This is a genomic window from Streptosporangium sp. H13245, from assembly GCF_055690525.1.
The window spans coordinates 1-24,164 of the sequence record NZ_JBSZKT010000038.1; the positions used below are offsets into that span (position 1 = coordinate 1).

The window sequence follows — 24,164 nt, forward strand, 5'->3', positions numbered from 1 at the left end:
TGCGACCACCCCGTTTCCAGGGCAACCCCTCTAACTTACTCCAACATCCGGTCGCTGTCCAATCGTGCGGACGCGCCCGGTTTGCCGGGATTTTCAGAAGGAGGGTGCAGGACGCTGCCCTGCATGAAGAACTCTAGCAGTCCCCTAGGGCTGCGATGACCAACTTCCCGGTAAGAACTAGGTCTTCCCTTGGCCGCCAGCCCTCAAACACGAGAACCCGGGGTCAAGAGACCCCGGATTCTCGTCAAGACGGCCACCCGTCCGAGACGGTTTTTCTGGTCGAGCCCCGTCGCGGGACAGGTCAGGCGGCCGGCAGCGACGCCAGCTGAGCGAGCAACCGCTCGATGTCCTGCTCGGCCTGTGCGGCACGGGCGCGCACCTTGGTCACCACATCGTCGGGGGCCTTCGCCATGAACTGCTCGTTGCCGAGCTTGGCGGCGACCTGGGCCGCCTCCTTGCGCGCCACCGCGAGGTCCTTCTCCAGACGCTTGCGCTCGGCGGCCACATCGATCGTCCCCGCCGTGTCGATCTCCACGGCGATCCCGGCGACATCGAGACTGGCGGTCGCGGCGAACGACTCGGACGGCTGGTCGAGGCGCAGCAGCGACCGGATCGCCCCCTCGTGAGAGGCGAGCGCCGTACCGGCGAGAGAGAGCCGCGCGGCGACCCGCTGGCCAGGCTTGAGCCCCTGGTCGGAACGGAACCTGCGCACCTCGGTGATCAACCCCTGCACGGCGAGGATCTCCTCCTCCGCCGAGGGGTCGCGCAGCGACTCCTGGACCGTCGGCCAGGGGGCGACCACGATCGACTCGCGCCCGGTGACCGCACGCCACAGTTCCTCGGTGACGAACGGCACCAGGGGATGGAGCAGGCGGAGCAGCGAGTCGAAGACATGGCCCAGTACGAGCCGGGTGTGCTCCTGGCCGGAAGCGATCTGGATCTTGGCGAGCTCCACGTACCAGTCGCAGACCTCGTCCCACGCGAAGTGGTACAGCAGGTCTGAGATCTTGGCGAACTCGAAGCTCTCGAACGCGGTGTCCACCGACGCGACGATCTCCTGGAGCCGGGAGAGGATCCAGCGGTCGGCGGCGGTCAGTTCCTCGGTCGGGAGCTCACCCGTCACGGCGCCGTTCATCAGCGCGAAGCGGGTGGCGTTCCAGATCTTGTTGCAGAAGTTGCGCGAGCCCCCGGCCCATTCCTCGCTGATCGCCACGTCGGAGCCGGGGTTGGCGCCGCGCAGCAGCGTGAAGCGGGTGGCGTCGGCGCCGAAGCGCTCGACCCAGTCGAGCGGATCGACGACGTTGCCGAACGACTTCGACATCTTCTTGCCGTACTGGTCACGGACCATGCCGTGCAGCGCCACGGTCCGGAACGGCGGCTCGCCGTCCATGGCGTAGATGCCGAACATCATCATCCGGGCCACCCAGAAGAACAGGATGTCGTAGCCGGTCACCAGGACGGAGGTCGGGTAGAACTTCGCCAGCTCCGGCGTCTTGTCCGGCCACCCCAGGGTGGAGAACGGCCACAGCCCCGAGGAGAACCAGGTGTCGAGGACGTCGGGGTCCTGGACGTAGCCCGCGGGAGCCTCCTCGTCGGGGCCGACGCAGACGACCTCTCCCTTCGGGCCGTACCAGACCGGGATGCGATGTCCCCACCACAGCTGCCGGGAGATGCACCAGTCGTGCATGTCGTCGACCCAGTCGAAGTAGCGCTTGGCCAGCTCCGGCGGGTGGATCTTCGTCCGGCCGTCGCGGACCGCGTCGCCCGCGGCCTTGGCCAGTGGCGAGACGTTGACGAACCACTGGAGCGAGAGCCGGGGCTCGATCACGGTCTTGCAGCGCGAGCAGTGCCCGACCGAGTGGAGGTAGGGGCGCTTCTCCGCGACGATCCGGCCCTCCGCGCGGAGCGCGGCCACCACCGCGGGCCTCGCCTCGAAGCGGTCGAGCCCCTGGAACGGGCCGTGCGCGGTGACCACACCGCGCTCGTCCATGATCGTCAAGGACGGCAGCGAGTGGCGCCGCCCGATCTCGAAGTCGTTCGGGTCGTGCGCCGGGGTGACCTTGACGGCTCCGGTGCCGAAGGAGGGGTCGACGTGCTCGTCGGCGACGATCGGGATGCGGCGCCCGGTGAGCGGCAGTTCCACCTCGCGGCCGATCAGGTGCGCGTAGCGCTCGTCGGAGGGGTGCACGGCCACGGCGGTGTCGCCGAGCATAGTCTCGGCCCGGGTGGTGGCGACCACGATGGAGTCGTCGCCGTCGCCGTAGCGGATCGAGACGAGCTCGCCCTCGTCCTCGCTGTGCTCGACCTCGATGTCCGACAGCGCGGTCAGGCAGCGCGGGCACCAGTTGATGATGCGCTCGGCGCGGTAGATGAGCCCGTCGTCGAAGAGCTTCTTGAAGATCGTCTGGACCGCCCGGGAGAGGCCGGGGTCCATGGTGAAGCGCTCGCGCGACCAGTCGACACCGTCGCCGAGCTTCTTCATCTGGCCGAGGATCCGGCCCCCGGACTCCTCCTTCCACTGCCAGACGCGCTCGACGAACGCCTCGCGGCCGAGGTCGTGCCGGGACAGGCCGTCCTTGGCGATCTCGCGCTCGACGACGTTCTGGGTGGCGATTCCGGCGTGGTCCATGCCGGGCAGCCAGAGCGTCTCCTGGCCGCGCATGCGGGCGCGGCGGGTCAGCGCGTCCTGGATGGAGTGGTCGAGGGCGTGGCCGATGTGCAGGACGCCGGTCACGTTCGGCGGAGGCAGGACGATGCTGTACGGCTCGCGCTCGCTGCTCGGGTCGGCGGTGAAGTGTCCCTCAGATACCCAGCGCTCGTAGCTCCGGGTCTCCACGTCGGCGGGTGCGTACTGGGTAGGCAGCTCTGGCGTCGTCACGATGCCCAAGTCTAGGGATGTCCGCGTGTTCCCCGTCCCACGGACCGTCCTACGGGTCGCTTCCCCGTGACTTCTTCCGCCGGGCGCGATGATCCCTCCCCTGCGGGGACCGGCGGACGACGGCGGTACGGACGGAGATCGGCACGCCTTCGGCCCTGGCACCGGTAGTGGCCGGAAGTGGACAGCCGGAAACGGCGGTGCCCCCCTCGGGAGAACCCGTGGGGGGCACCGGTCGTGCGGACCGGGAGCGGTCCGCGCTGGCTTCTACGCCGACTTCTCGCGCGGCGGCCGCTGCTGCTTGTTGAGCTGGTCGCGCGGGACGAGCGTGGGATTGACGTGCTCCAGAACCGACTCGCGGGTGATGACCACGCGCGCCACGTCCTGCCTCGACGGCACCTCGTACATCACCGAGAGGAGGACCTCCTCCAGGATCGCCCGCAGGCCCCGGGCGCCGGTGCCGCGCAGGATCGCCTGGTCGGCGATGGCCTCCAGCGCGTCGTCGGTGAACTCAAGCTCGACGTTGTCCAGCTCGAACAGGCGGCGGTACTGCTTGACGAGGGCGTTGCGCGGCTCGGTGAGGATCTGGATGAGCGCCTCGCGATCGAGGTTGTGGACGCTCGTGATCACCGGAAGCCGGCCGACGAACTCGGGGATCATGCCGAACTTCAGCAGGTCCTCCGGCATGACGTTCTCGAAGATGTCGGCGCCGTCGATGTCTTCCTTGGAGCGGATGATCGCGTTGAAGCCGATGCCCTTGCGGCCGACCCGGGACTCGATGATCTTTTCGAGACCGGCGAAGGCCCCACCGCAGATGAACAGCACGTTGGTGGTGTCGATCTGGATGAACTCCTGGTGCGGGTGCTTGCGGCCCCCCTGCGGGGGAACGCTCGCGGTCGTGCCCTCCAGGATCTTCAGCAGGGCCTGCTGCACGCCCTCGCCGGAGACGTCCCGGGTGATCGACGGGTTCTCGCTCTTGCGGGCGATCTTGTCGACCTCGTCGATGTAGATGATGCCGGTCTCGGCCTTCTTGACGTCGTAGTCGGCGGCCTGGATCAGCTTGAGCAGTATGTTCTCGACGTCCTCGCCCACGTAGCCCGCCTCCGTCAGGGCGGTGGCGTCGGCGATCGCGAACGGAACGTTCAGCATCTTCGCCAACGTCTGGGCGAGCAGTGTCTTGCCGGAACCGGTGGGGCCCAGGAGCAGGATGTTGGACTTGGACAGCTCGATGCCGTCGTCACGCCCGCGCTCGCCGGACTGCACCCGCTTGTAGTGGTTGTAGACCGCCACGGAGAGAGCCTTCTTCGCCTGGTCCTGACCGATGACGTAGGCGTCGAGGAATTCGTAGATCTCCCTCGGCTTGGGAAGGCTGTCCCACTTGAGCTCAGAGGACTCGCTGAGCTCCTCCTCGATGATCTCGTTGCAGAGGTCGATGCACTCGTCGCAGATGTATACGCCGGGTCCGGCGATGAGCTTCTTGACTTGCTTCTGGCTCTTTCCACAGAAAGAGCACTTCAGCAGGTCTCCCCCGTCGCCGATGCGTGCCACCCCAGATACTCCTTTGCGTGGGACCGCCCTGGCTACCGCGGTCCGTTTCTTCCGACCGGCCCGATACCCGATCGAAAAGTCATCCCGCTTAGGTTTCGACGTTACCGTCTTCTGAGCCCTCAGTGAGCCCCCTAGCGGCGAGTCGCACCGGAACGTGCCTGATTCGGCACGGTTCCGGTGCGATATGCCTCGTTAGGAGGCTACGGCCTTCGCGAGTTTCTTGCGGGACGGGATGATGTCGTCGATCAGCCCGTACTCCTTGGCCTCGACGGCGTCGAGGATCTTGTCCCGCTCGATGTCCTTGCGGACCGCCTCCGGTGCCCTGCCCGAGTGCTGAGCGATGATCGTCTCCATTTGCGCGCGCATCCTGAGGATCTCACGCGCCTGGATCTCGATGTCACTTCCCTGGCCGCCCCCCTCGGTGGAGGGCTGGTGGATCAGCATGCGGGCGTTCGGCAGGGCGAAGCGCTTGCCCGGCGTGCCGCCGGCCAGCAGGACCGCCGCCGCCGAGGCCGCCTGGCCCAGGCAGACCGTCTGGATCTCCGGCCGGACGAACTGCATCGTGTCGTAGATCGCCGTCATGGCGGTGAACGAGCCGCCCGGCGAGTTGATGTAGATGCTGATGTCACGGTCGGGGTCGAGCGACTCCAGGGTCAGCAACTGCGCCATGACGTCGTTGGCCGACGCGTCGTCCACCTGCACGCCGAGGAAGATGATGCGGTCCTCGAAGAGCTTGGCGTACGGGTTCATCTCCCGCATGCCGTAGGACGTGCGCTCGGTGAAGGATGGAAGAACGTAGCGGCCGTTGATGTCTCCCGGCCGGATCAACTCACTCACCTTGTGCCCCTTCAGGAGACGGCGCCCGAGGAGGGCACCTGTCGAGCGCTGCGCACGACCTGGTCGATGAAGCCGTAGTCCTTGGCCTCCTCGGCCGTGAACCAGCGGTCGCGGTCGGAGTCGGCCTCGATCTGCTCGATGTTCTGGCCGGTGTGGAACGCGATGCGCTCGGCGAGGGTCTTCTTGACGTAGAGCATCTGCTCCGCCTGGATGGCGATGTCGGCGGCGGTGCCGCCGATGCCGCCGGAAGGCTGGTGCATCATGATGCGGGCGTGCGGCAGGGCGTATCGCTTGCCCCGCTCGCCGGCGCAGAGGAGGAACTGGCCCATGGAGGCGGCCAGACCCATCGCGACCGTGCACACATCGTTAGGCACATATTCCATCATGTCGTAAATCGCCATACCAGCGGTCACGGAACCGCCTGGCGAGTTGATGTAGAGCCAGATGTCGCGCTCTGAGTCGTCCGCGGCGAGCAGGAGCAGCTCGGCGCAGATCCGGTTGGCGATCTCGTCGTTGACCTGGGTGCCCAGCACGATGATGCGCTCACGCAGCAGCCGCTGGTAGAGCTGGTCTTCGAGCCTGAACGAGCCGTTCGGCTGGCTCATCGACTCGGGCCCGGAGCCGGTCGGCTGGTAGAAGGTCGGCGGGCTGGTCACAGCGTCACCTTCCGATGCGTCGTAATCGATTGGCTTTGCTTGTGACCTTAACGCGCGCCACCTACCGGACATGCCGCCTCAACGCACTGTTCGCTGACGGCGCATGCTGCCCGCCGCCTCCCCATCACGTCCGGGACCCCCGCCGCGCACCCCGGCGGAGGCTCCGAGGCCGGAGCCCGTACGGCGTGTCGCGGCTCGCGAGGGGTGGGGGGCCGGAAAACGGCGACGCTCAGAGGGCCCAGGAGCCCGCGAGATCCCCGGGGGCAGGGAGCTGGCCGCGGGGCGCCGGGGGCCTCCAGGCACCGCTCTGCGGCACGCCTGCCGCCACCCGTACGACGAAGACGCCCCCGTCGCGTGGACCGCGGCGGGGGCGTCGGGCGCGGCGGGAGCCATCGGGCGGACCCGGTGTCTCCCGCTCGGCCGGGGACTACTTGGCAGGCTCGGCCTCGGTCTCGGCGGCCTCCTCGGAGACCTCCTCGCCGTTGATCTCGGTGTAGATGGCCTTGAGGTCGACCTCGTTGCCGGCCTCGTCGACCACCTTGGCGGCGTCGCCGACGACGGTCTTGGCCTTGTCGCGGACGATCTCGACCATGGCCAGCGTGAGCTGGTCGTTGTCGGCCAGGTGCTGGGCCAGCGTGTTGGGCGCGACGTTCATCTGCATGGCGCGGCGCACCACGAAGTTGGTCAGCTCCTGCTCGCTGACGCCGAGGTCCTCGCTCTTGACGATCTTGTCAAGGACGAAGCCCGTCTTGAGGGCCTTGGCGGCGCTCTCGTCGAACTCCGCGAGGCGCTCCTCCTCGGTGGTCTGGTAGAGGCGGAAGTACGCCTCCTTGCTCAGGCCACTGTCGGCGATCTGGTGCTCGAGGTTGTGCTTGCGGTTGTCGACCTCGGCCTTGAGCGCGCTCTCGGGCAGCGGGATGTCGATCTTGTCGAGCAGGGCGTCGAGGGCGTTCTCGCGGGCCTGGACGACCTGGTCGATCAGCTTGTTGCGGCGGGCCGTCTCGCTGATGTTCGCCTTGAGCTCGTCGAGGGTGTCGAACTCGCTGGCGAGCTGGGCGAACTCGTCGTCGAGCTCGGGGAGGACCTTCTCCTTGACGCTCTTGACGGTGATGGTGACCACGGCCTCCTCGCCGGCGTTCTCGCCGCCGACCAGGTTGGTGGTGAACTCCTTGGTCTCACCCGCGGACAGGCCGACCAGGGCGTCGTCCAGGCCCTGCAGCACCGAGCCGGCGCCGACCTCGTAGGAGACGTCGTTGGCCTGCTGCTCCTCGATGTTGACGCCGTCGATCGCGGCGGCCAGGTCCATGACGACGAAGTCGCCGGAGGCGGCGGGGCGCTCGACGCCGGTCAGCGTGGCGAAACGCTGGCGCAGGCCGTCCAGCTGCTCGTCGATGTCCTTGTCGGAGACCTCGGAGACCGGGACCGTCACCTCGACGCCCTGGTAGTCGGGGACGTCGAAGCCGGGACGGACGTCCACCTCGGCGGTGAACTCGACCTGCTGGCCGTCGTCGATCTTGGTGACCTCGATCTCCGGCTGGCTGACCGGGAAGATATCGCTCTCGTCGACGGCCCTGCCGTACAGCTTGGGCACCGCGTCGTTGAGGGTCTCCTCCAGCACCACGGCGCGGCCGAACCGCTGCTCGATGATGCGGGCCGGAACCTTGCCGGGGCGGAACCCGGGCACGCGCACCTGCTGCGCGACCTTCTTGTACGCCGCCTGCAGGCTCTCGCCGAGCTCCTCGAACGGCACCTCGACGGTAAGCCTTACCCGGGTCGGGCTGAGCTCCTCCACAGCGGTCTTCACGGGGTCGTCTCCTTGATCAAGCTTTGAGTGATCGCGGGCGCGTCAGGTCGTAACGGCTGTCGCGGCAAGCTCGCGCGCCGCGCCCACATGAGCGGCACCTGGCACAGCCGTCGAGACACACGGGATGAGGGCATGCTCCACAGCGGCGGGTGTTCAGCGCCGCTGGCCAGTCTAGGGCAGAGCGGCACCATGGAGCGACCAATGACCGCTCAGTCCTCCTTGATGATCCGCCGCAGGATGTCGTTCGTCTCCCCGGGGGTGGTGCTGACCGCGCACAACCGCTCCATGACCTCGCTGTAGCGGTCGACGTCCTCGCGCTTGTCCAGGTAGAGGGCGCTGGCCAGCTGCTCCACGTAGACGACGTCGGGAAGCTCGTTGTCGTTGAAGCGGAGCACGCTGAAGGCCCCGCCCTCCGCGCTGTGGCCGCCGAAGCTGAAGGGCATGACCTGGATCGTGATGTTCGGCTGGCGCATGAGGTCGAGCAGGTGCTCCAGCTGGGCGCGCATGACGTCCGCGCCGCCGATGGGGCGCCGCAGGGCGGCCTCGTCGATGACGGCCCAGAAGAACGGGCCGTCGGGCCGGGTGAGCACCTGCTGGCGCTGCATGCGCAGGTCGACGCGGCGGACGATCTCCTCGGGCGCGACACCTGCGCTGCCCGCGGTGATGACCGCCCTGGCGTACTCCTTCGTCTGCAGCAGGCCGGGCACGAACTGCACCTCGTAGGTGCGGATCCGGGAGGCCGCCTCCTCAAGGCCGACGTACGTCTGGAACCACGAGGGCAGCAGGTCGTTGAAGCGGTGCCACCAGCCGGGTTCGTTGGCTCTGAGCAGCAGGTCCATGACCGCCGACCGGGCGCGCTCGTCCTCCACCCCGTAGAAGGTGAGCAGGTCCGCCACGTCGCGTTCCCTCAGGCCAACCCGGCCGAGCTCCATCCTGCTGATCTTGGATTCGGATCCGCGGATCAGGTGGCCCGCCTCCTCGCGCGAGAGCCCCTTGGCCTCGCGCAGGCGGCGCAGTTGGGAGCCTAAAAGGATACGCAGAGCTGTGGGACCCGATCCCGGTTGAACCTGCGTCACTTCGCCTCCCTCTGTACTTGGGCCAGCGCACACAGTGTCACTACTTCCGGCCGCTATGACAAGGTCTCAACTCCCTGCCCAATTCGCCAAGTCGTTGTCCTAACCGCCCATGCGGCTGCACATTGCAACTGCACGTGCATTTGGGTCTTGCAGCAGACGTTCCGGTGACCCATGATGGCTTAGTGCATATTGGGCTTATGGTGCACAAGCTCTGAAAACTCTCAACTGGTACGGAGACTCACGATGACAGCGGGAGGTACCGGCAGGATGGTGGGGGAGCCGAAATCGGCTGCCGACTACCTGCAGGAGACCCGCCAGGTGGGCTTCGACGAGTTGCTGGAGGCCAACCACCCCGGCGCCACCGCGTGCCCCCTGCCCAGCCAGGCCGACTCGGTGAAGACCGCCCGGGACGTGACGCGCTCGACGCTCCGCGACTGGGGACTGGCCGAGCTCAGCGATGACGCAGCGCTAGTGGTTTCGGAACTCGTCACCAACGCGGTCCGTTACGCGCTGTGTCCGCCCAGTCAGATGGAGATCACCCCGATCACGCTCGTCCTGGTGCACCTCTCCCCCCACGTGCTCCTGGCCGTGACGGACCCGAGCGACGAGGTTCCGACCCCCAAGGAGCCCGACTTCGTCTCGGAGAACGGCCGGGGCCTCTACATCGTGGAGACCTACAGCCAGGGCTGGGGCTGGGACCATCTCAACTGCGGCGGCAAGGCCGTCTGGGCCTTCTTCAGCCCCCGCCGCTGACATTCACGTCCCGGCGGGACCGTTCCCGCACGGCACCCTTCTCGCGTACGGCACCCCTCGGCCGTCGATCCCGCGTGCGCGCCTGCAGGTGGAAAGCCCTGTCCCCTCTGGGGACAAAAAACCGGGCACCGGTCGGAACCGATGCCCGGACACGTCGGGGTGACAGGATTTGAACCTGCGGCCCCCTGCTCCCAAAGCAGGTGCGCTACCAAACTGCGCCACACCCCGTGAGTCGAGTGCGCGCACGCTCCGGAACTCCGGTACGCTTACGCCCTGACGAACGGATGAAGTCTAGACCAGACTGACGCCGGTTCGCGCGGACGTAGCTCAATGGTAGAGCCCCAGTCTTCCAAACTGGCTACGCGGGTTCGATTCCCGTCGTCCGCTCAGAATGGCAAAAGGCCAGGTCAGCCAGCATATGGCTGACCTGGCCTTTTGGATTTCACCTGCTCGTATCGAGCTTCCATGCCATCGGCGTGCCACTAACTTTCTTTTTTTCTTTTCCCCGCGTCATCGCCGGCGCCTCGCCCGGCGCCATGTCGGCGGCTTTTCTCCGGCCCCGGTCCCGGCTCGCGGGGCGGCGGCTCCCCGAGACTCGCCCCGATGGCCGAAGCCGAGGCGCACGGGCGGCGGGGAACCGTGATGTGATGGCGTCGTGAGCCGCGCCGTGGAGGACAGTAACCGCCGCATGCTCCGGGCGCGGGACGCGATGGACCGCGCCTACGCGCGGCCGCTGGACATCCCGGCACTGGCCAGGATCGCCCACGTGTCGGAGGCGCACTTCTCCCGCACCTTCCGGGCCACGTTCGGGGAGACGCCACACCGTTATCTGCAGCGCCGCCGGGTCGAGCGCGCGATGTTCCTGCTGCGGGAGACCGATCACAGCGTGATGGACATCTGCTTCCAGGTCGGCTTCGGCAGCCCGGGAACCTTCAGCCGCACGTTCCGCGGCATCGTCGGCCGCTCACCGAGGACGTACCGCAGGGAGGCGGCGTCCACGGGCGTGCCGACGTGCTTCACGATGGCGTGGACGCGGCCGAGCGCCTGATCGCCCGCGCTGCCCGTAGCCGCCCGTAGCCACTCATGGCTGTCCGTAACCACCCTGCCCGCACTCTCCGTCGACTGAGCAGTTTCGGATACGTTTTTGTCTGATTCGCTCGGTAGCGTCGTGCGCATGTTCAACGCCATCACACATTCGCAGATCTACGTCCTCGACCAGGACGAGGCCCTCGACTTCTACGTCGGCAAGCTTGGCCTGGAGGTCAACACCGACGTCGACCTGGGCGCCATGCGCTGGCTGACCGTCAGCGTCCCCGGCCACCCCGAGCGCCAGGTCCTGCTGGAGAGGCCGGGCGGCCCGATGATGTCCGAGGAGACCACGCGGCAGGTCCGCGAGCTGGTGACCAAGGGCGCGACGGGCGGCCAGCTCATCTTCACCACCGACGACTGCCGCAAGACCTACGAGACGCTGCTCGGCCTGGGCGTCGAGTTCACCGAGGAGCCCACCGACCGCCCGTACGGGATCGACTGCGGCCTGCGCGACCCCTTCGGCAACCACATCCGCTTCACCCAGCTGAAGGCCCAGTAGGTAGATGCCGGGGTGCCGCCGTTCTCCCCGCCGTGTCGCGAGCGCCGGCGACGTCGGCGGGGAGGCCCGGCCCCCAGGGGGCCGGGGAGCGGCCGACGCGAATGCTTTGCCAACCTAAGTGGTGCTAAGTCCTACTCCGTCTGGAAATATCTACGAATCTCTGTTAAACACGAGGTTCGCATATAGATCATTCTTTACAATCCTCCATACCAGCAGTCAGAGTGCCCCTGGAGGGAAAGTGTCGGAGTTCGACGGCGTCATCGTGGGCGGGGGCCATAACGGCCTCACGTGTGCCGCCTACCTCGCGAAGGCGGGGTTGTCGGTCGCGGTCGTCGAGCGCAACGACGTCGCGGGCGGTGGCTGCAGCACCCAGGAGCTCACGCTCCCCGGGTTCCGGCACAACACCCACAGCAGCTACCACTTCCTGGAGGAGGGCCCGGTCCCCGCCGACCTGGAGCTCCAGCGGTACGGCCTGCGCTACATCTACCCCGAGACCCAGCACGCCACGGTCTTCAGGGACGGCCGGGCGATCACGGTCTACACCGACCCCAAGCGCACCGCCGACTCCTTCGCCCGGTTCTCCAAGGCCGACGCCGCGCGCTGGCTGGAGCTGTACGAGCGCTACGCCGAGGCGGCCAGGGACCTGATGAACGGCTTCCTGTACTCCAGGCCGCTGCCGCCGCCGGTGCTCGCCGAGCGGATCAAGGGCGACCTCGGCCGCGACATGATGAGCTACATGCCGCTGTCGCTGTACGAGGCCGTCGACAGGAACTTCGAGAGCGACCAGGTCAGGGTGCTGTTCAAGTCCTTCCTGCACGCGATCTCCATCGAGAACGTCCCCGGCACCGGCGGCTTCTTCCCCCGGCTGCTGTCGCGCATCGCCAGGCTCGGGGTGCCCGTGGGCGGCGCGGGCAACGTCGCGAGCGCGCTGCGCGCCGTCGTCGAGGAGCACGGCGGCACCGTGCTGACCGGCGCCCACGTCGAGCGGATCCTGGTCGACGACGGGCGGGCCACCGGGGTGCGGCTCGCCAACGGCGACGTGCTCACCGCCCGCCGGTTCATCTCCAGCGCGGTGGACGCCCCGCAGACCGTGCGGCTGGCGGGCCCGGAGAACTTCGGCGCGGAGATCGCGGCCAAGGTCGAGGACTACAAGTGGGCCGGGCACAGCCTCGTCACCCTGCACCTGGCGCTCGACGAGGCGCCGCGCTACCGGGCCGCCGAGTTCGAGCCCGACGTGGACCGGGCCTTCCTCGTGGTGCTCGGCGCCGACGACAGCGAGCAGCTCGGCCGCACCTTCGACCAGATCCACCGGGGGCAGCTGCCCGACCGGCTGGCCGGCAACGGCGCGTGCCCCTCGCTGTTCGACCCCTCGTACGCGCCGGACGGCAAACACGTGGCGTTCTGGTGGCCGTGGGCCCCGTACGACCTCGGCGGAGACCCGGCCAACTGGGACCTGCGGCGTGAGGAGGTCGGGGAGCGGCTGCTCGCCGAGTGGGCCGAGTACGCCCCCAACCTCGCGGGAGGCGCCGTGCTGGGCAAACGGGTCTTCTCACCGCTCGATATCGAGCGGCACTGCGTCAACATGGTGCGCGGCAGCCACCACGTGGGGGCCTACGAGCCGTCCCAGCTGGGCGGCAACCGGCCGGTCCCCGAGCTGGGCCAGTACCGCACCCCCGTCGACGGCCTCTACCTCTGCGGCGCCAGCAGCCACCCGGGCGGCTCGGTCTCCGCGGCCCCCGGATACAACGGCGCCAACGCCATCGCTGAAGATCTCGAACTGGAAACCTGGTGGACGCCGGTTCCCGCACCCCGGTGGAGCGAGTGAAGTCCCGTTTCGTCACCAAGAATCCAGCGACGCCAGGGTTCAGGATGGGCAGTCCCGCATCCATGCACGAGCAGCTGTCCCTGCTCAACGCCGCCAGCAAGCGCATCGGCAGCACGCTGGACATGTTCGAGACCGGCAGGGAGCTGATGGACGTCGCCGTGCCGCGCTTCGCGGACGCGGCGGGCATCCTCGTACAGGACAGGCTGGTGACCGAGGGGGAGTTCCCCCAGGAGACCACCGACGGCTCGGCGCTGGTGCGGCGGATCGCGGTCGGCGTGGCCGACCCCTCCCCCGGCGAGTACGCCAGGGCGTTCCCCGTGGACGAGGTGGCGGTCTACGAGGCCTGGACCCCCTACGCCCGGTGCATGGCCACCGGCAACCCGATCCTCTACCCGCGCCTGGGCCGCAGGACCGCCGAGGAGATCGGGCGGTTCTGGAAGCGCGACTCGGTGTCGAAGGTGCTGGAGGACAGCTCGTTCCTGGTGGTGCCGCTGAAGGCGCGCGGCCGGGTGCTGGGCTTCGTCATCTTCACCCGCAGGCCCACCAGCCAGCCGTTCGACGAGCAGGACGTCAACCTGGCCGAGGAGCTGGCGGCCAGGACCGGGGTCTGCCTCGACAACGCGCGGCTCTACAACCGCGAGCGCCGCACCGCGCTGACCCTGCAGAGCAGCCTGCTGCCGGTCGACCTCTCCCAGCCGCTGGGCCTGACGATCGCCTCCCGCTACCTGCCCGCCAGCGACCTGGTCGGGGTGGGCGGCGACTGGTACGACGTGATCCCGCTGCCCGGCTGCCGGGTCGCCCTCGTCGTCGGCGACGTGATGGGGCACGGCATCAGGGCCGCCGCCACCATGGGCCAGCTCCGCACGGCCGCGCGCACCCTGGCCAGCCTCGACCTCAGCCCGGCCGACGTGCTCTTCCGGCTCAACCTGATGAGCCAGGACCTGGACGCCAGCCAGATCGCCACCTGCGTGTACGCCACCTACGACCCCGTCACGCGCCGGTGCGAGATGGCCTGCGCGGGACACGTGCCGCCGATCCTGGTGCGGCCGGGCGGCGAGACCGAGCTGCTGGAGCTGCCGCCGGGGCTCCCCCTGGGCATCGGCAACGAGCCGGCCGAGATGCGGGAGTTCACGCTTCCCGGCGGGACCGTGCTCGCCTTCTACACCGACGGCCTGGTGGAGAGCCGCAACCGGGACATCGAGGAGGGCATCAACGCGCTGCGCGGCCTGCTCGCTGGTCCCGACCACGACCTGGAGGAGGTCTGCGACCTCACGATCAGGGCCCAGCGACCCGGGCACGAGCGTGACGACATCGCCCTGCTGCTGGCCAGGGTGTCGGAGCTGACGGAGAACGAGTTCGCCGAGACGTCGCTGCCGCCCGACCGCCGCTCCGCCTCCCAGGCCCGCCGTTTCGTCCGGTCCACGCTCGACGACTGGGAGCTGTCCTCGCTGTGCGACAACACCGAGCTCATGGTCAGCGAGCTGGTCGCCAACGCGGTCGAGCACGGCCAGGGCGAGGTCGAGCTGCGGCTGCTGCGCGGGCCCACGCTGGTCTGCGAGGTGTCCGACAGCTCCGCGTCCGAGCCGGTCATGCGGGAGGCGTCCACCACCAGCGACACCGGCCGGGGCCTGCACCTCATCAACTGGCTCGCCCACCGCTGGGGATCCCGCCTCACCCCGAAGGGCAAGATCGTCTGGGTCGAGCAGCGGCTGCCCTAGCCGTACCGGCCAGAAGCATGAAAAAGCCCCGCGCGGCGAGAGCTCTCGCCGCGCGGGGCCTCAGGATGAGTCCTCAGCGGATCTCGTAGACGGCGGTGGTGCCGCTGACCTCGTTGCCGACCACCAGGAGCGGGCGGCGGGTGGGGCTGTCCCCGGCGGGAATGAAGAGCACGCCCTCGGGACCGACGTCCCCGGCGGTGCCGTCCTCGATCGAGCCGGCGAAGTCACGGGTGTTGACGTACTCGATCAGGCGCGGCGCCCGCGGGTCGCCCAGGTCGTAGACGACGATCCCGCCGACCCGCTCCAGCCCGGCGAAGGCGTACGACCGGCCGCGCACCTCGCCGACCGTGACCCCCTCGGGCTCGGGGCCCTTGTTGTCGCTGCGGCTGTCGAAGGAGTCGTCCTCCTCGTTGTCGGCGTTGAAGGCGGCGGGCAGCTCCTTGGCGACGAGCCGCTCCAGCTGGTCGCCGGAGTCCCAGACGAGCGCTCCCGAGGTGGACCTGACCGAGATCGAGCGGGCGCCGAACGCGTGCAGCTCGGTGTAGGCGCCGCTCGCGTCCTTGGGAGAGTCGGCGGCCACGTTCAGCCGGCCCAGCTCGGTGTCCTTCTTGAGGTTCTCGGCGTCGGGCAGCGCGAGCTTCAGGTCCTTCACCCTGACCTCGTCGGCGTGGCACTCCCAGTCGCGCCCGTCGCCCTCGTTCGCGGTGACCAGGTAGGTCCGCCCGCGGTCACGGAAGTGCGCGATCGCGTCGGGCTGGTACATGCCCTTCACCGGCCGGGGCCTGATGTCGATCTTCTTGTCCTTGTCCGAGGCGTCGAACCCGGTCTTCGACCAGTCCTTCAGCCCCAGCGGGACGACGTCGCGGACCGCCGCCCGGTCCAGGTCGACGATCGCGAGCGCGTTGTTCTCCTGGAGGGTCACGTAGGCGGTGTCGCCCTCGACCGTGATGTACTCCGGCTCCAGGTCACGGGCGGCGGTGGCCCCGGGACCGGTGATCCGCACACCCTTGGCCCTCAGCCGCTCGGCGTCGAACCTCGTGAACCCCGCGGTCCGTACCGTCCAGCGGCGCAGGTCGACGACGCTCACCGAACCCTCGGGGTCGGTCACCTCGCCCTCGCAGTAGGAGGTCGGCTCCCCCTCGTTGGCCACGACCACCCGCGTCCCGTCCGGGGTGAAGGTCAGCATGTCGGGCAGCGCGCCCACGGTCACCTGCTTGAGCTTCCTCCCGCTCCGGGCGTCGAAGAAGGCGACGGTGCCCCGGTCGGTCTTGACGGCGGCCTGCTGGGCCACCGCGACCAGGCCTCGGCGCACCGCGACGCTGTTGGCGCCGGGGGTGGCCAGGGTGGCGACCTTGCGCGGCCTGCGCGGGTCGCGGATGTCGAGCACGTCGACGGTCCCGGCCTGCGCGTTCACCACGAAGACCCGGCGGGTCGAGGCGTCGTACGCGGTGATCTCCGAGGCGCCGGCGGCGACGGTACCGGTGGTGTAGCGGCCGAGGAAGGTCAGCTTGAGGCCGCCGTGGCCGGACTCGGCGGCGGCCGGGGCCACGGCGAGGGGCAGGAGGAGCAGGCCGGTGACCGCCGCGGCGGCCGCCCGGGTGAAAGTCGTGGTGCGCATGAGAAGAATTTTCACGAAATATCGTGACCTCCTGCTGACGGCGAGGTGACCGTGGGATGAAGCCCCACGGTCAGGCGAACCCCGGACGGATCTCTGGGGGCACCTCGGACATGCCGGTCATGTCCGTTGACGCGATGACTACTGGCTGTCCAAGGGTTACGGTCAAGATGAGAGCCGGGAGGAAACCCGGGCGGGCATCGGGAGGGGCATGATGACCATCGACATACCCGAGGCTTACCACCGTGCACTGGAGGACTTCGGCGCTCTTGTCCACCGGATCGGTCCCGAGCAGTGGGAGAACCCGACGCCGTGCGTCGACTGGGACGTGCGCGCCCTCGTCAACCACGTGGTCGGCGAGAACCTGTGGGCCCCCGTGCTGCTGGCCGGGGGGACCTCCGCGGAGGTCGGCGACGCCTTCGAGGGGGACCTGCTGGGGGACGACCCCATCAAGGCGTTCGACACCTCGGCCGTGCCCGCCATCCAGGCGGCGACGGGTGTCCACGCCCTCGACGCCCTCGTCCACCTGCCGTTCGGCGACGTGCCCGGCCGGGAGTACGTCACCGAGCTGTTCGCCGACGCGCTGATCCACACGTGGGACCTGGCCCGCGCCATCGGTGCCGACGAGCGGCTCGATCCCGAGCTGGTCGAGGCCTGCTCCGCCTGGTTCAGCGACGCGGAGCCCGGCTACCGGCAGACCTCGGCCGCCGGAGAGCACCGGGAGGCGCCCTCGGACACCGACGACGCCTCCGACACCTCTGATACCGGCGACACTTCCGATATTTCCGACACCTCCGACGCCTCTGAAGCCGACGCGCAGGCCCGGTTGCTGGCCTCCTGGGGCCGCCGCGCCTGACCTCCGGGGCCGGTACGGCTAGCCGGCCGCGGGCCGCCTGCCGTGGTTGGCCCTGCGCTTCTTGCGGGCCCTGGCCTTGCGTGCTCGTCTGCCCATGCCGACCACCCCTTCGCCGAGGCTCTCCGGGGCTCCCGCGGGTCCGTAGGGGACCCGCCGTCACCCCGCCCAGACCTTCACGTTCCTCCCGGAACGCCCGGCGCACAAGGCCCGGACGACGATCCGCCCGGCTCCGGTGAACCGTGTTTCCCCGGCTTTTCCCCGGCCTTGGCGTTCGTCGGCCGGTGCCCCTCGGGTCCTAGGCTCCGTGACATGAGCGAGAAGCTGATGGCCCGCTGGCGATCCCTGGCCGGTCCCGGGGCCGACCCCCTCGGCCGCGAACTGATCACCCGGTACGACGAGCCGCACCGCAGGTACCACACGACCGCCCACCTGGAGGCCGTGCTCACCCACGTCGACGCCCTGGCGGATCACGCCGGGCACCCGGACCTCGTACGGCTGGCGGCCTGGTTCCACGACGCCGTCTACGACCCGAGGCGCGGCGACAACGAGGAGCGGAGCGCGGGGCTGGCCGAGCGCGCGCTGCCGGAGCTGGGGATGCCCTCGGAGGCCGTGGCGACGGTCGCCCGGCTGGTCAGGCTGACCGTCACGCACGACCCCGCGCCCGACGACGCGGACGGGGCCGTGCTGTCCGACGCGGACCTGGCGATCCTGGGCGCGTCCCCCGAGGTCTACGCCGCCTACGCGGCGGCCGTGCGCGAGGAGTACGGCTTCGTCCCCGACGACGCGTTCAGGGCCGGGAGGGCCGCCGTGCTGCGCTCGCTGCTCGACCTGCCGACGATCTTCCGCGTCGCCGACCTGGAGGAGGTGGCGAGGGCCAACATCACGGCGGAGCTTGGCCGACTGTGAGCGGTTAGTCACCACGATCCAACAGCTTTTACCGACCCTGCCCGTGGTAATTTGGTGGAATCTGGTGGATTAAGGGGAGTGAGTCAATGCTTGCCCAGCAGCGGCAGCAGGCGATCCTGGAGAGGGTGCGCAGCAGCGGCGGCGTCAGGGTCGCCGACCTCGTCCGGGAGCTCGGCGTCTCCGACATGACGATCCGGCGCGACCTTGAGGTGCTCTCCGAGCGCGGCCTGGTGGAGAAGGTCCACGGCGGGGCCACCGCCGCCGGGCCCGGCTCGACCGAGGAGCCGGGCTTCGCCGCCAAGTCGGCGCGCCAGCAGGCGGAGAAGGAGACGATCGCCCAGCACGCCGCCCGGCTCGTCCGGCCCGCCACGGCCATCGCGCTCTCCGCGGGGACCACGACCTGGACGCTCGCCCACCACGTGACCGACGTGCCCGAGCTGACCGTGATCACCAACTCGGTCCGGGTCGCCGACGTCTTCCACCGCTCCCCCAGGGCCGACCGCACGGTCGTGCTGACCGGCGGGGTCCGTACCCCCTCCGACGCCCTGGTCGGCCCGGTCGCGGTCTCGGCGATCCGCGGGCTCCACGTCGACACCCTCTTCCTCGGCGTGCACGGGATGAGCACCCGCGCCGGGTTCACCACGCCCAACCTGCTTGAGGCCGAGACCAACCGCGAGCTGGTCGCCTCCGCGCACCGCCTGGTGGTGCTCGCCGACCACACCAAGTGGGGCACGGTCGGCATCAGCACGATCGCCGGGCTGGCCGAGGCCCGCGTCGTGGTCACCGACTCCGGCCTGACCGGCGAGGCCCGCGAGGAGCTCGCCGCCTCGGTGGGCGAGCTGATCGTCACGGAGCCCCAGCGGGAGAGCGAGATCGCCGGCCGATGAAGCGTACGATCACCCACCTGGCCGACGGCCGGGAGCTTTTCTACTTCGACCGGCGCGACGACGCCGACCGAGGGGCGGTCGACCGGCGTGACCTGCCGCCCCGTCCCGCCGCCTCCGAGCTGCGCTACGACCCGCTCACCGAGGAGTGGATCGCGGTGGCCGGGCACCGCCAGGGCCGCACCTTCCTGCCCCCGGCCGGTGAGTGCCCGCTCTGCCCCTCCACCCCCGGCAACCTCACCGAGGTCCCCTCCCCCGGCTACGACGTGGTGGTCTTCGAGAACCGGTTCCCTTCGTTCTCCGCCCAGCCGGGCGAGCACCGGGAGATCGGGGGGCTGAGCGAGGTCCGGCCGGGGATCGGCAGGTGCGAGGTGGTCTGCTTCACCTCCGAGCACGACTCCTCCTTCTCCCGGCTCTCCCCCGAGCGGGTCGAGCTGGTCGTGGAGGCCTGGGCCGACCGTACGGCGGAGCTGTCGGCGATGCCCGGCGTGGAGCAGGTGTTCTGCTTCGAGAACCGGGGAGCCGAGATCGGCATCACCCTGGCCCACCCGCACGGCCAGATCTACGCGTACCCCTACGTGACCCCGCGCACCAGGCTCACCCTCGGGGCGGCCGGGCGTCACCGGGAGCGGACCGGCGGCAACCTGTTCGCCGACGTCCTGGCCGCGGAGCGGGAGGCCGGGATCCGGGTGGTGGGCTCGAACGAGCACTGGACGGCCTTCGTCCCGGCCGCGGCGCGCTGGCCCGTGGAGGTCCACCTCTACCCGCACCGCCGGGTCCCCGACCTGGTCGCGCTGGACGCCGCGGAGCGCGCGGCGTTCGGTCCCCTCTACACCGACGTGCTCCGCCGCCTCGACGGGCTGTTCGGCGTGCCCATGCCGTACGTCGCGGCCTGGCACCAGGCGCCGGTCTCCACCGGCCGCGACCTGTCGTACGCGCACCTGGAGCTGTTCAGCGTCCGCCGCGCGCCGGACAGGCTGAAATACCTCGCCGGGTCGGAGTCGGCGATGGGTGCCTTCGTGAACGACGTGTCGCCCGAGGGGACTGCACATCTGCTGCGCTCTGTTATCACGAACTGATTACCGCTTGGTCTCGTCTTGAGGTCGCATGACCTGCTGTTTACCACTACTATCCTTCCCACATCAGCTGTAAACGCTGATTTGCCTAATCCCGGGCGCCTTGCCCGGGAACCGGGGAACCACCGCACCTGGGGTGAAACCACTTCGGTGGAAGGGCTTCCTCCAGCCCGAACCCGTCAGCTAACCCGGTAGGCGGAAGGAGAGGAGAGTTCGTGGCGGCCCCGTCCCCCACGTTCCGTCGGCACGCGGCTCTGGTCCTCTGCCTGGGCTCGATCGCCGCGTTCGCCATCGGCGCCCCCACGGCGGGAAGCGCGGAGCCCAAGCCCACCGAGGCCAAGCTCCGCGCCGACCTGGCCAAACTCGGCAAGAAGGTCGACAGGCTGATCGAGACCTACGCGGCCACCCGCGAGTCCCTCAAGAAGGCGCAGAAGGCCGAGACCGTCGCCAAGCAGAACGTGGAGAAGGCCGAGAGGACCTACGTCGAGGCCAAGCGGCAGGTCGACACCATCGTCCAGCTCCGCTACCAGAGCAGTGGCGGGGGGCTGCCCGCGCTGATGTTCTCCGGCGACATGGGCGCCGCCGCGGTGATGGAGCAGCTCACCGCCCAGCAGAGCGCCCACCTGGAGGGCTTCGCCGGCAGCCTCGAACGCAGGAAGAAGGCGTCCGAGACGGCCGCCAGGCTCACCGACGAGATCGGCGACGAGGTCAAGGAGGTGGAGGAGCAGCGCGAGGAGGCCGAAGACGTGATCCGCGACATGAAGGACAAACTCGACCGGCTCGCCCCCACCGGTTCCGGCCGCCGCTCCGACGGCAGCTGGGCCCCGCAGCTCCCCACCGGCGCCGACAACATCACCGACCGCACCCGGATCATGCGCGACGCCGTCATGAGGCGCTTCAGCCTCCCGTACTCGGTCGGCTGCTACCGGTCGGCCAACGACGGCGGCGAGCACCCCCTGGGCCGCGCCTGCGACTTCATGATGAGCGCCGGAGGCACGATGCCCTCGGCCGCCAACGTCGCGCTGGGCGACGAGATCGCCGCGTGGGCCATCAAGAACAAGGCCAAGCTCGGCGTGAAGTACGTGATCTGGCGCCAGCGCATCAACCACGGCTCCGGCTGGAACTTCATGTCGAACCGCGGCGGCGTCACGGCCAACCACTTCGACCATCCGCACATCTCGATGTACTGAGCTGCCGGGCTTCTGACCTGTGGTGATCTTGCTGCAGGTCCCTCTCAGGGCACGTTGGCCTGTCGCCCACGCATCTTCGGTGACCTGCCATGCGGTCCTCACCGGAGGCCATCGGGTGCGTGTAGGTCCCCGGGGTCGGCGTGCCCGAGGAGGTCGGCCACGGCCTTGATGGACACCCCCGCTCCAGGAGCCCCAAGGCGAAATGGCCGGAGCATGTGGAAGCCGTTCTCGCGGATCGTCGGGGTGCCCGCCTCGGTCAGGATCGGCTCCCAGGTGAAGTCGACGGCCAGGCCGAACGCCTCACCTTGACGGAACCCGAGCGTCGCAGCCGCCTGAACCATGACCTTGTAACGTCGTGCGACGGCACCGGCGACGGTCTTCACCTACTTCACCGACCACGGCGTGATCTTCGGTGCGGTCGAGATCGGAAACAGCCGCATAGAACGCGGCTGCTGTCATGAGGTGACTGAACCAAGACTGTGACTCATTTGGCTATCAGTCGTTTGAAAGGCTTCCAGATCGCCATCGAAATCCACTTACCCCTGCCAGCCGATACGAGGTACCGATTCACGGACCAAGGATGTCTCGGGATTTGTCAATCAGTATCGGCGGGGGCCCGGTCAACCATAGGTCAGAGCTATTTCCTGCGTTTTGGCGTCGAACAGGTCAACCAGCCACGCGTTCAGGACGCCGCGCGGCTGATTCGATGCAGGCACCGCTTCATGATGACGACGATGGTTTTTTGATCGTCGGTGAGATGCCCCATGTAGGCGTGGCCCGCGACCGCGTCCGCGGATTTGGTGAGGTCGTCTCCCAGCGCGTCCAACAGCACCTTCACGGCCGCACGGCGCGGTGTCCAGTCCGGGCCAGGTTCTCGTGAGACGTCGTCGCGCAGTAAGGCGACCTGGCGGCGGACCTCCCGCCGCCGGGTGGTGTCGTCGTCGCCACGCAGGAACTCCAGCGCCTCATCCACCGTGGGGTGCAACAGCTGCGAACCCTGTAGCACCGCCTCCGTCATCAGGTAGCGGATAGGAGCTACCTTGTCGGGCGACAGATCATCGAGGATCGCCCGTACTTCGGGTCGGTTCAGTACGCGGTGGTTACGTAACTGATCGGGGACGATGTCGTCGGGGAGCGGATTCTCGACGAGCAGGCGCGTGAGGCCGCTGTCCAGTAGCCACTCTTCTGTGAGGCGGGCTCCGGTGATGTGCTCCGCCGCCAGGAGCGTGGCGGCTTGGAGCCCGATGACGTCATCGGTGCCGACCGAGTCGATGACCGCGTCGGCGTCACCCGGAAGGCGGCCGGGGCGGGCGGGGGAGGACGTCAGCCGGACGGCGGGCAACCGCCCGGCGTCGGCGTAGCTGAGCCGGTCGTACTGGCTTCCGTTGAGCAGAACGTTCACCGCTCGCCCGCGGGCCGACAATGCCTTCAGCACTTCGGGTCTTGCGCCCTCGCACCCGTTCGGTTCGACGACCAGCGTCCAGTCGCCGATCGTCCCGGCGACCAGACTGGGCAGGATGCCGGGGATGTCCGCGTTGTACTGCTCGATCTGGGCATCCTCGAAGCTCAAAGACTCGGCCGCGGCGAGGTCGGCGCCGAAGGCTCGCGCCACGTCGTCCAGCCCCGACGCCTCGCACCAGGTCAGGCAGGTTGGATCGGAGAACCACGCGGAGACGAGTCTCTCGTAATGAGCAAAGTCGTCTTCCCTCATGCCGCGATCTCCATCGTGAGGAGCCGGCGGGCGTCCTGGAACGCCCGCCGACTCAGCGCTTACCGAGCGGGTGGCTGCCCGTCATGGATCTTCACATAGAACGTGTCTCCGGGAAGCACCCTGGGTCGAACCAGCCGCGCAGTTCGCGCATTCCGGGATCAACTTGACCGAGAAATCGAAGTCGTCATTGGCCGCCCCTTCCAATGTACTGGCGAAGGGATACTCGTCGCAGTGCTCCTTGTTGGCCTCGTACCACCCGGGGCCGAAACGGTCCACGCATGCCTTGCTGACGACCCGCCTGTTCTCGTATTCGACTTCGCCCGCGTGTTTCCCCGGCCAGGCCCGGGTGAGAGGCATCGGACGCAGGGGGTTTTGTGCGATCCTGTCGGGGCCGGCAGTGCGAATGGCGTAACTGAAGCGATATCCGACGACCCCGGTGTTCTACTCCACCTCCACGAAATTGACCCCTTTCGCACATCTGATGGAACTACCAGAACCCGCACCAGTTGAACAAGTTCTTGGTGTATCCCCCGCTCGGGTAGCTCGGTTCATGTTCTCCCAGCACTGGGCGAAGGTGATGGGATCGTAGGGGAAGTCGCTGAGGGGCGAGCATGGCCCGCGCGCTTTCCAACGCGATCGGCGTGGAGGTTTTCGCCGGCGATCTCCACTTCCGCCTTCGCCTCGCCGTCGCGCCCGGCGGACAGCCGAACTGATTCCCGGGCCGGTCCCCGTGGGGCACGGTCTCGCCGGAGTGTCAGGTCGTGTAGACGGGGGCGAGGTCGACGAATATGCGGTAGTCCGAGATCAGGCCGTCGTCGCGGGTGCGCCAGATCGACACGGCCGCGACGCTGACCTCCTTGCCGTCGAGGCGCCGGTAGGTCACCTCGGTCTCGGCGACGGTGTCGGCCTCCACCTGCCAGCTTCTGACGACACGGTGCCGCAGGCCGCCGATGGTGGAGAAGAACTCCCGTATTCCGGCGGCGATGGTCTCGCGTCCCGCCATCGGCTCGGCGTTGCCGAACACCAGCGTGGCGTCCTCGGCCAGCAGCCGCGCGAACTCGTCGGGGTCGAACGCGTCGACCGTCCGGAAAACGCGTCGCACCGCGTCGTCGGTCATACAGAGCCCTCCTCGCACGGTCGGGATCACTGCTGGGGACGATACGGGGCGAAGGGCGGCGCGCAACCTATCGCCGAGGTGGGTATCCCGTCGCCACGGATCCCCGGCCCCGCCCGGCCCTTCGCCGGG

General features: G+C 68.8%; 22 protein-coding genes, 2 tRNA genes and 1 riboswitch. Of the genes, 11 read left to right on the top strand and 13 right to left on the bottom strand.

Annotated features, from left to right (window positions below; translation table 11 throughout):
• Positions 1 to 301 precede the first annotated feature (301 nt).
• The 6 genes from ACW9TB_RS32995 to ACW9TB_RS33020 form a co-directional block, all read right to left on the bottom strand.
• Entirely contained in the window at positions 302 to 2,887 is a 2,586-nt protein-coding gene (locus ACW9TB_RS32995; protein WP_472752020.1) for a valine--tRNA ligase, read from the bottom strand.
• Between the two features lie 255 nt (positions 2,888 to 3,142).
• Positions 3,143 to 4,423 carry an ATP-dependent Clp protease ATP-binding subunit ClpX gene (gene clpX, locus ACW9TB_RS33000; RefSeq protein WP_329084422.1) on the bottom strand — a complete coding sequence of 427 codons (1,281 nt, stop codon included), beginning with the start codon at positions 4,421 to 4,423 and terminating at the stop codon, positions 3,143 to 3,145.
• A 192-nt stretch (positions 4,424 to 4,615) separates the two neighbouring features.
• A complete protein-coding gene (locus tag ACW9TB_RS33005) occupies positions 4,616 to 5,260 on the bottom strand; it encodes an ATP-dependent Clp protease proteolytic subunit (protein ID WP_326642780.1) in 645 nt (214 codons plus the stop codon).
• 11 nt (positions 5,261 to 5,271) lie between these two features.
• Complete coding sequence (locus ACW9TB_RS33010) at positions 5,272 to 5,916, bottom strand: ClpP family protease (RefSeq protein ID WP_386267679.1); 645 nt, start codon at positions 5,914 to 5,916, stop codon at positions 5,272 to 5,274.
• 427 nt (positions 5,917 to 6,343) lie between these two features.
• Positions 6,344 to 7,720, bottom strand: coding sequence for a trigger factor (gene tig, locus ACW9TB_RS33015; protein WP_472752021.1), 1,377 nt, complete (start codon positions 7,718 to 7,720; stop codon positions 6,344 to 6,346).
• Positions 7,721 to 7,929: 209 nt separating this feature from the next.
• On the bottom strand, positions 7,930 to 8,796 hold the full coding sequence (locus ACW9TB_RS33020; protein ID WP_472752022.1) for a helix-turn-helix domain-containing protein: 867 nt from the start codon (positions 8,794 to 8,796) through the stop codon (positions 7,930 to 7,932).
• Between the two features lie 243 nt (positions 8,797 to 9,039).
• On the opposite strand from ACW9TB_RS33020, the gene ACW9TB_RS33025 reads away from it, so the two are divergent.
• Positions 9,040 to 9,549: an ATP-binding protein gene (locus ACW9TB_RS33025; protein WP_472752023.1), complete on the top strand. Its 510-nt coding sequence runs from the start codon at positions 9,040 to 9,042 to the stop codon at positions 9,547 to 9,549.
• Positions 9,550 to 9,703: 154 nt separating this feature from the next.
• Here the strand turns inward: ACW9TB_RS33025 and ACW9TB_RS33030 are convergent.
• Positions 9,704 to 9,777: transfer RNA gene (locus ACW9TB_RS33030), tRNA-Pro, on the bottom strand.
• Between the two features lie 88 nt (positions 9,778 to 9,865).
• On the opposite strand from ACW9TB_RS33030, the gene ACW9TB_RS33035 reads away from it, so the two are divergent.
• The 5 genes from ACW9TB_RS33035 to ACW9TB_RS33055 all read left to right on the top strand — a co-directional run bounded on the left by ACW9TB_RS33035 (position 9,866) and on the right by ACW9TB_RS33055 (position 14,680).
• A tRNA-Gly gene (locus ACW9TB_RS33035) sits at positions 9,866 to 9,936 on the top strand.
• A gap of 268 nt (positions 9,937 to 10,204) precedes the next feature.
• Positions 10,205 to 10,597: a helix-turn-helix domain-containing protein gene (locus tag ACW9TB_RS33040; protein ID WP_472752024.1), complete on the top strand. Its 393-nt coding sequence runs from the start codon at positions 10,205 to 10,207 to the stop codon at positions 10,595 to 10,597.
• Between the two features lie 126 nt (positions 10,598 to 10,723).
• Positions 10,724 to 11,137 (top strand): VOC family protein, encoded by a 414-nt coding sequence (locus tag ACW9TB_RS33045; RefSeq protein ID WP_472752025.1) that lies wholly within the window; start codon positions 10,724 to 10,726, stop codon positions 11,135 to 11,137.
• Between the two features lie 238 nt (positions 11,138 to 11,375).
• On the top strand, positions 11,376 to 12,962 hold the full coding sequence (locus tag ACW9TB_RS33050; protein ID WP_472752026.1) for a phytoene desaturase family protein: 1,587 nt from the start codon (positions 11,376 to 11,378) through the stop codon (positions 12,960 to 12,962).
• A gap of 44 nt (positions 12,963 to 13,006) precedes the next feature.
• Complete coding sequence (locus tag ACW9TB_RS33055) at positions 13,007 to 14,680, top strand: ATP-binding SpoIIE family protein phosphatase (RefSeq protein ID WP_472752027.1); 1,674 nt, start codon at positions 13,007 to 13,009, stop codon at positions 14,678 to 14,680.
• A gap of 73 nt (positions 14,681 to 14,753) precedes the next feature.
• Here ACW9TB_RS33055 and ACW9TB_RS33060 read toward each other — a convergent pair whose 3' ends face one another.
• Positions 14,754 to 16,298, bottom strand: coding sequence for a choice-of-anchor I family protein (locus tag ACW9TB_RS33060; RefSeq protein WP_472752028.1), 1,545 nt, complete (start codon positions 16,296 to 16,298; stop codon positions 14,754 to 14,756).
• A gap of 211 nt (positions 16,299 to 16,509) precedes the next feature.
• Between ACW9TB_RS33060 and ACW9TB_RS33065 the strand changes: the two genes are divergently transcribed.
• Positions 16,510 to 17,151, top strand: coding sequence for a TIGR03086 family metal-binding protein (locus ACW9TB_RS33065; RefSeq protein WP_472752029.1), 642 nt, complete (start codon positions 16,510 to 16,512; stop codon positions 17,149 to 17,151).
• An 18-nt stretch (positions 17,152 to 17,169) separates the two neighbouring features.
• Here ACW9TB_RS33065 and ACW9TB_RS33070 read toward each other — a convergent pair whose 3' ends face one another.
• The gene (locus tag ACW9TB_RS33070) at positions 17,170 to 17,247 is read right to left on the bottom strand and encodes a 50S ribosomal protein bL37 (protein WP_472752090.1); all 78 of its coding nucleotides are present in this window, start codon (positions 17,245 to 17,247) and stop codon (positions 17,170 to 17,172) included.
• Between the two features lie 213 nt (positions 17,248 to 17,460).
• Between ACW9TB_RS33070 and ACW9TB_RS33075 the strand changes: the two genes are divergently transcribed.
• The 4 genes from ACW9TB_RS33075 to ACW9TB_RS33090 all read left to right on the top strand — a co-directional run bounded on the left by ACW9TB_RS33075 (position 17,461) and on the right by ACW9TB_RS33090 (position 21,207).
• On the top strand, positions 17,461 to 18,057 hold the full coding sequence (locus ACW9TB_RS33075) for an HD domain-containing protein (protein ID WP_472752030.1): 597 nt from the start codon (positions 17,461 to 17,463) through the stop codon (positions 18,055 to 18,057).
• Between the two features lie 86 nt (positions 18,058 to 18,143).
• A complete protein-coding gene (locus ACW9TB_RS33080) occupies positions 18,144 to 18,944 on the top strand; it encodes a DeoR/GlpR family DNA-binding transcription regulator (RefSeq protein WP_472752031.1) in 801 nt (266 codons plus the stop codon).
• Entirely contained in the window at positions 18,941 to 20,020 is a 1,080-nt protein-coding gene (gene galT / locus ACW9TB_RS33085; protein ID WP_472752032.1) for a galactose-1-phosphate uridylyltransferase, read from the top strand. Before ACW9TB_RS33080 ends, galT begins: the two co-directional genes overlap by 4 nt.
• Positions 20,021 to 20,092: 72 nt before the next feature.
• Positions 20,093 to 20,229: riboswitch (cyclic di-AMP (ydaO/yuaA leader) on the top strand.
• Positions 20,230 to 20,232: 3 nt separating this feature from the next.
• On the top strand, positions 20,233 to 21,207 hold the full coding sequence (locus tag ACW9TB_RS33090; protein WP_472752033.1) for a coiled-coil domain-containing protein: 975 nt from the start codon (positions 20,233 to 20,235) through the stop codon (positions 21,205 to 21,207).
• Between the two features lie 98 nt (positions 21,208 to 21,305).
• Here ACW9TB_RS33090 and ACW9TB_RS33095 read toward each other — a convergent pair whose 3' ends face one another.
• From ACW9TB_RS33095 to ACW9TB_RS33110, 4 genes are all read right to left on the bottom strand, one after another.
• Entirely contained in the window at positions 21,306 to 21,548 is a 243-nt protein-coding gene (locus ACW9TB_RS33095) for a hypothetical protein (RefSeq protein WP_472752034.1), read from the bottom strand.
• A 341-nt stretch (positions 21,549 to 21,889) separates the two neighbouring features.
• The gene (locus ACW9TB_RS33100; protein ID WP_472752035.1) at positions 21,890 to 22,918 is read right to left on the bottom strand and encodes a DUF6461 domain-containing protein; all 1,029 of its coding nucleotides are present in this window, start codon (positions 22,916 to 22,918) and stop codon (positions 21,890 to 21,892) included.
• Positions 22,919 to 22,999: 81 nt separating this feature from the next.
• Positions 23,000 to 23,275 carry a NucA/NucB deoxyribonuclease domain-containing protein gene (locus tag ACW9TB_RS33105; RefSeq protein ID WP_472752036.1) on the bottom strand — a complete coding sequence of 92 codons (276 nt, stop codon included), beginning with the start codon at positions 23,273 to 23,275 and terminating at the stop codon, positions 23,000 to 23,002.
• Between the two features lie 397 nt (positions 23,276 to 23,672).
• Positions 23,673 to 24,035 (bottom strand): nuclear transport factor 2 family protein, encoded by a 363-nt coding sequence (locus ACW9TB_RS33110; RefSeq protein WP_472752037.1) that lies wholly within the window; start codon positions 24,033 to 24,035, stop codon positions 23,673 to 23,675.
• Positions 24,036 to 24,164: the final 129 nt, after the last annotated feature.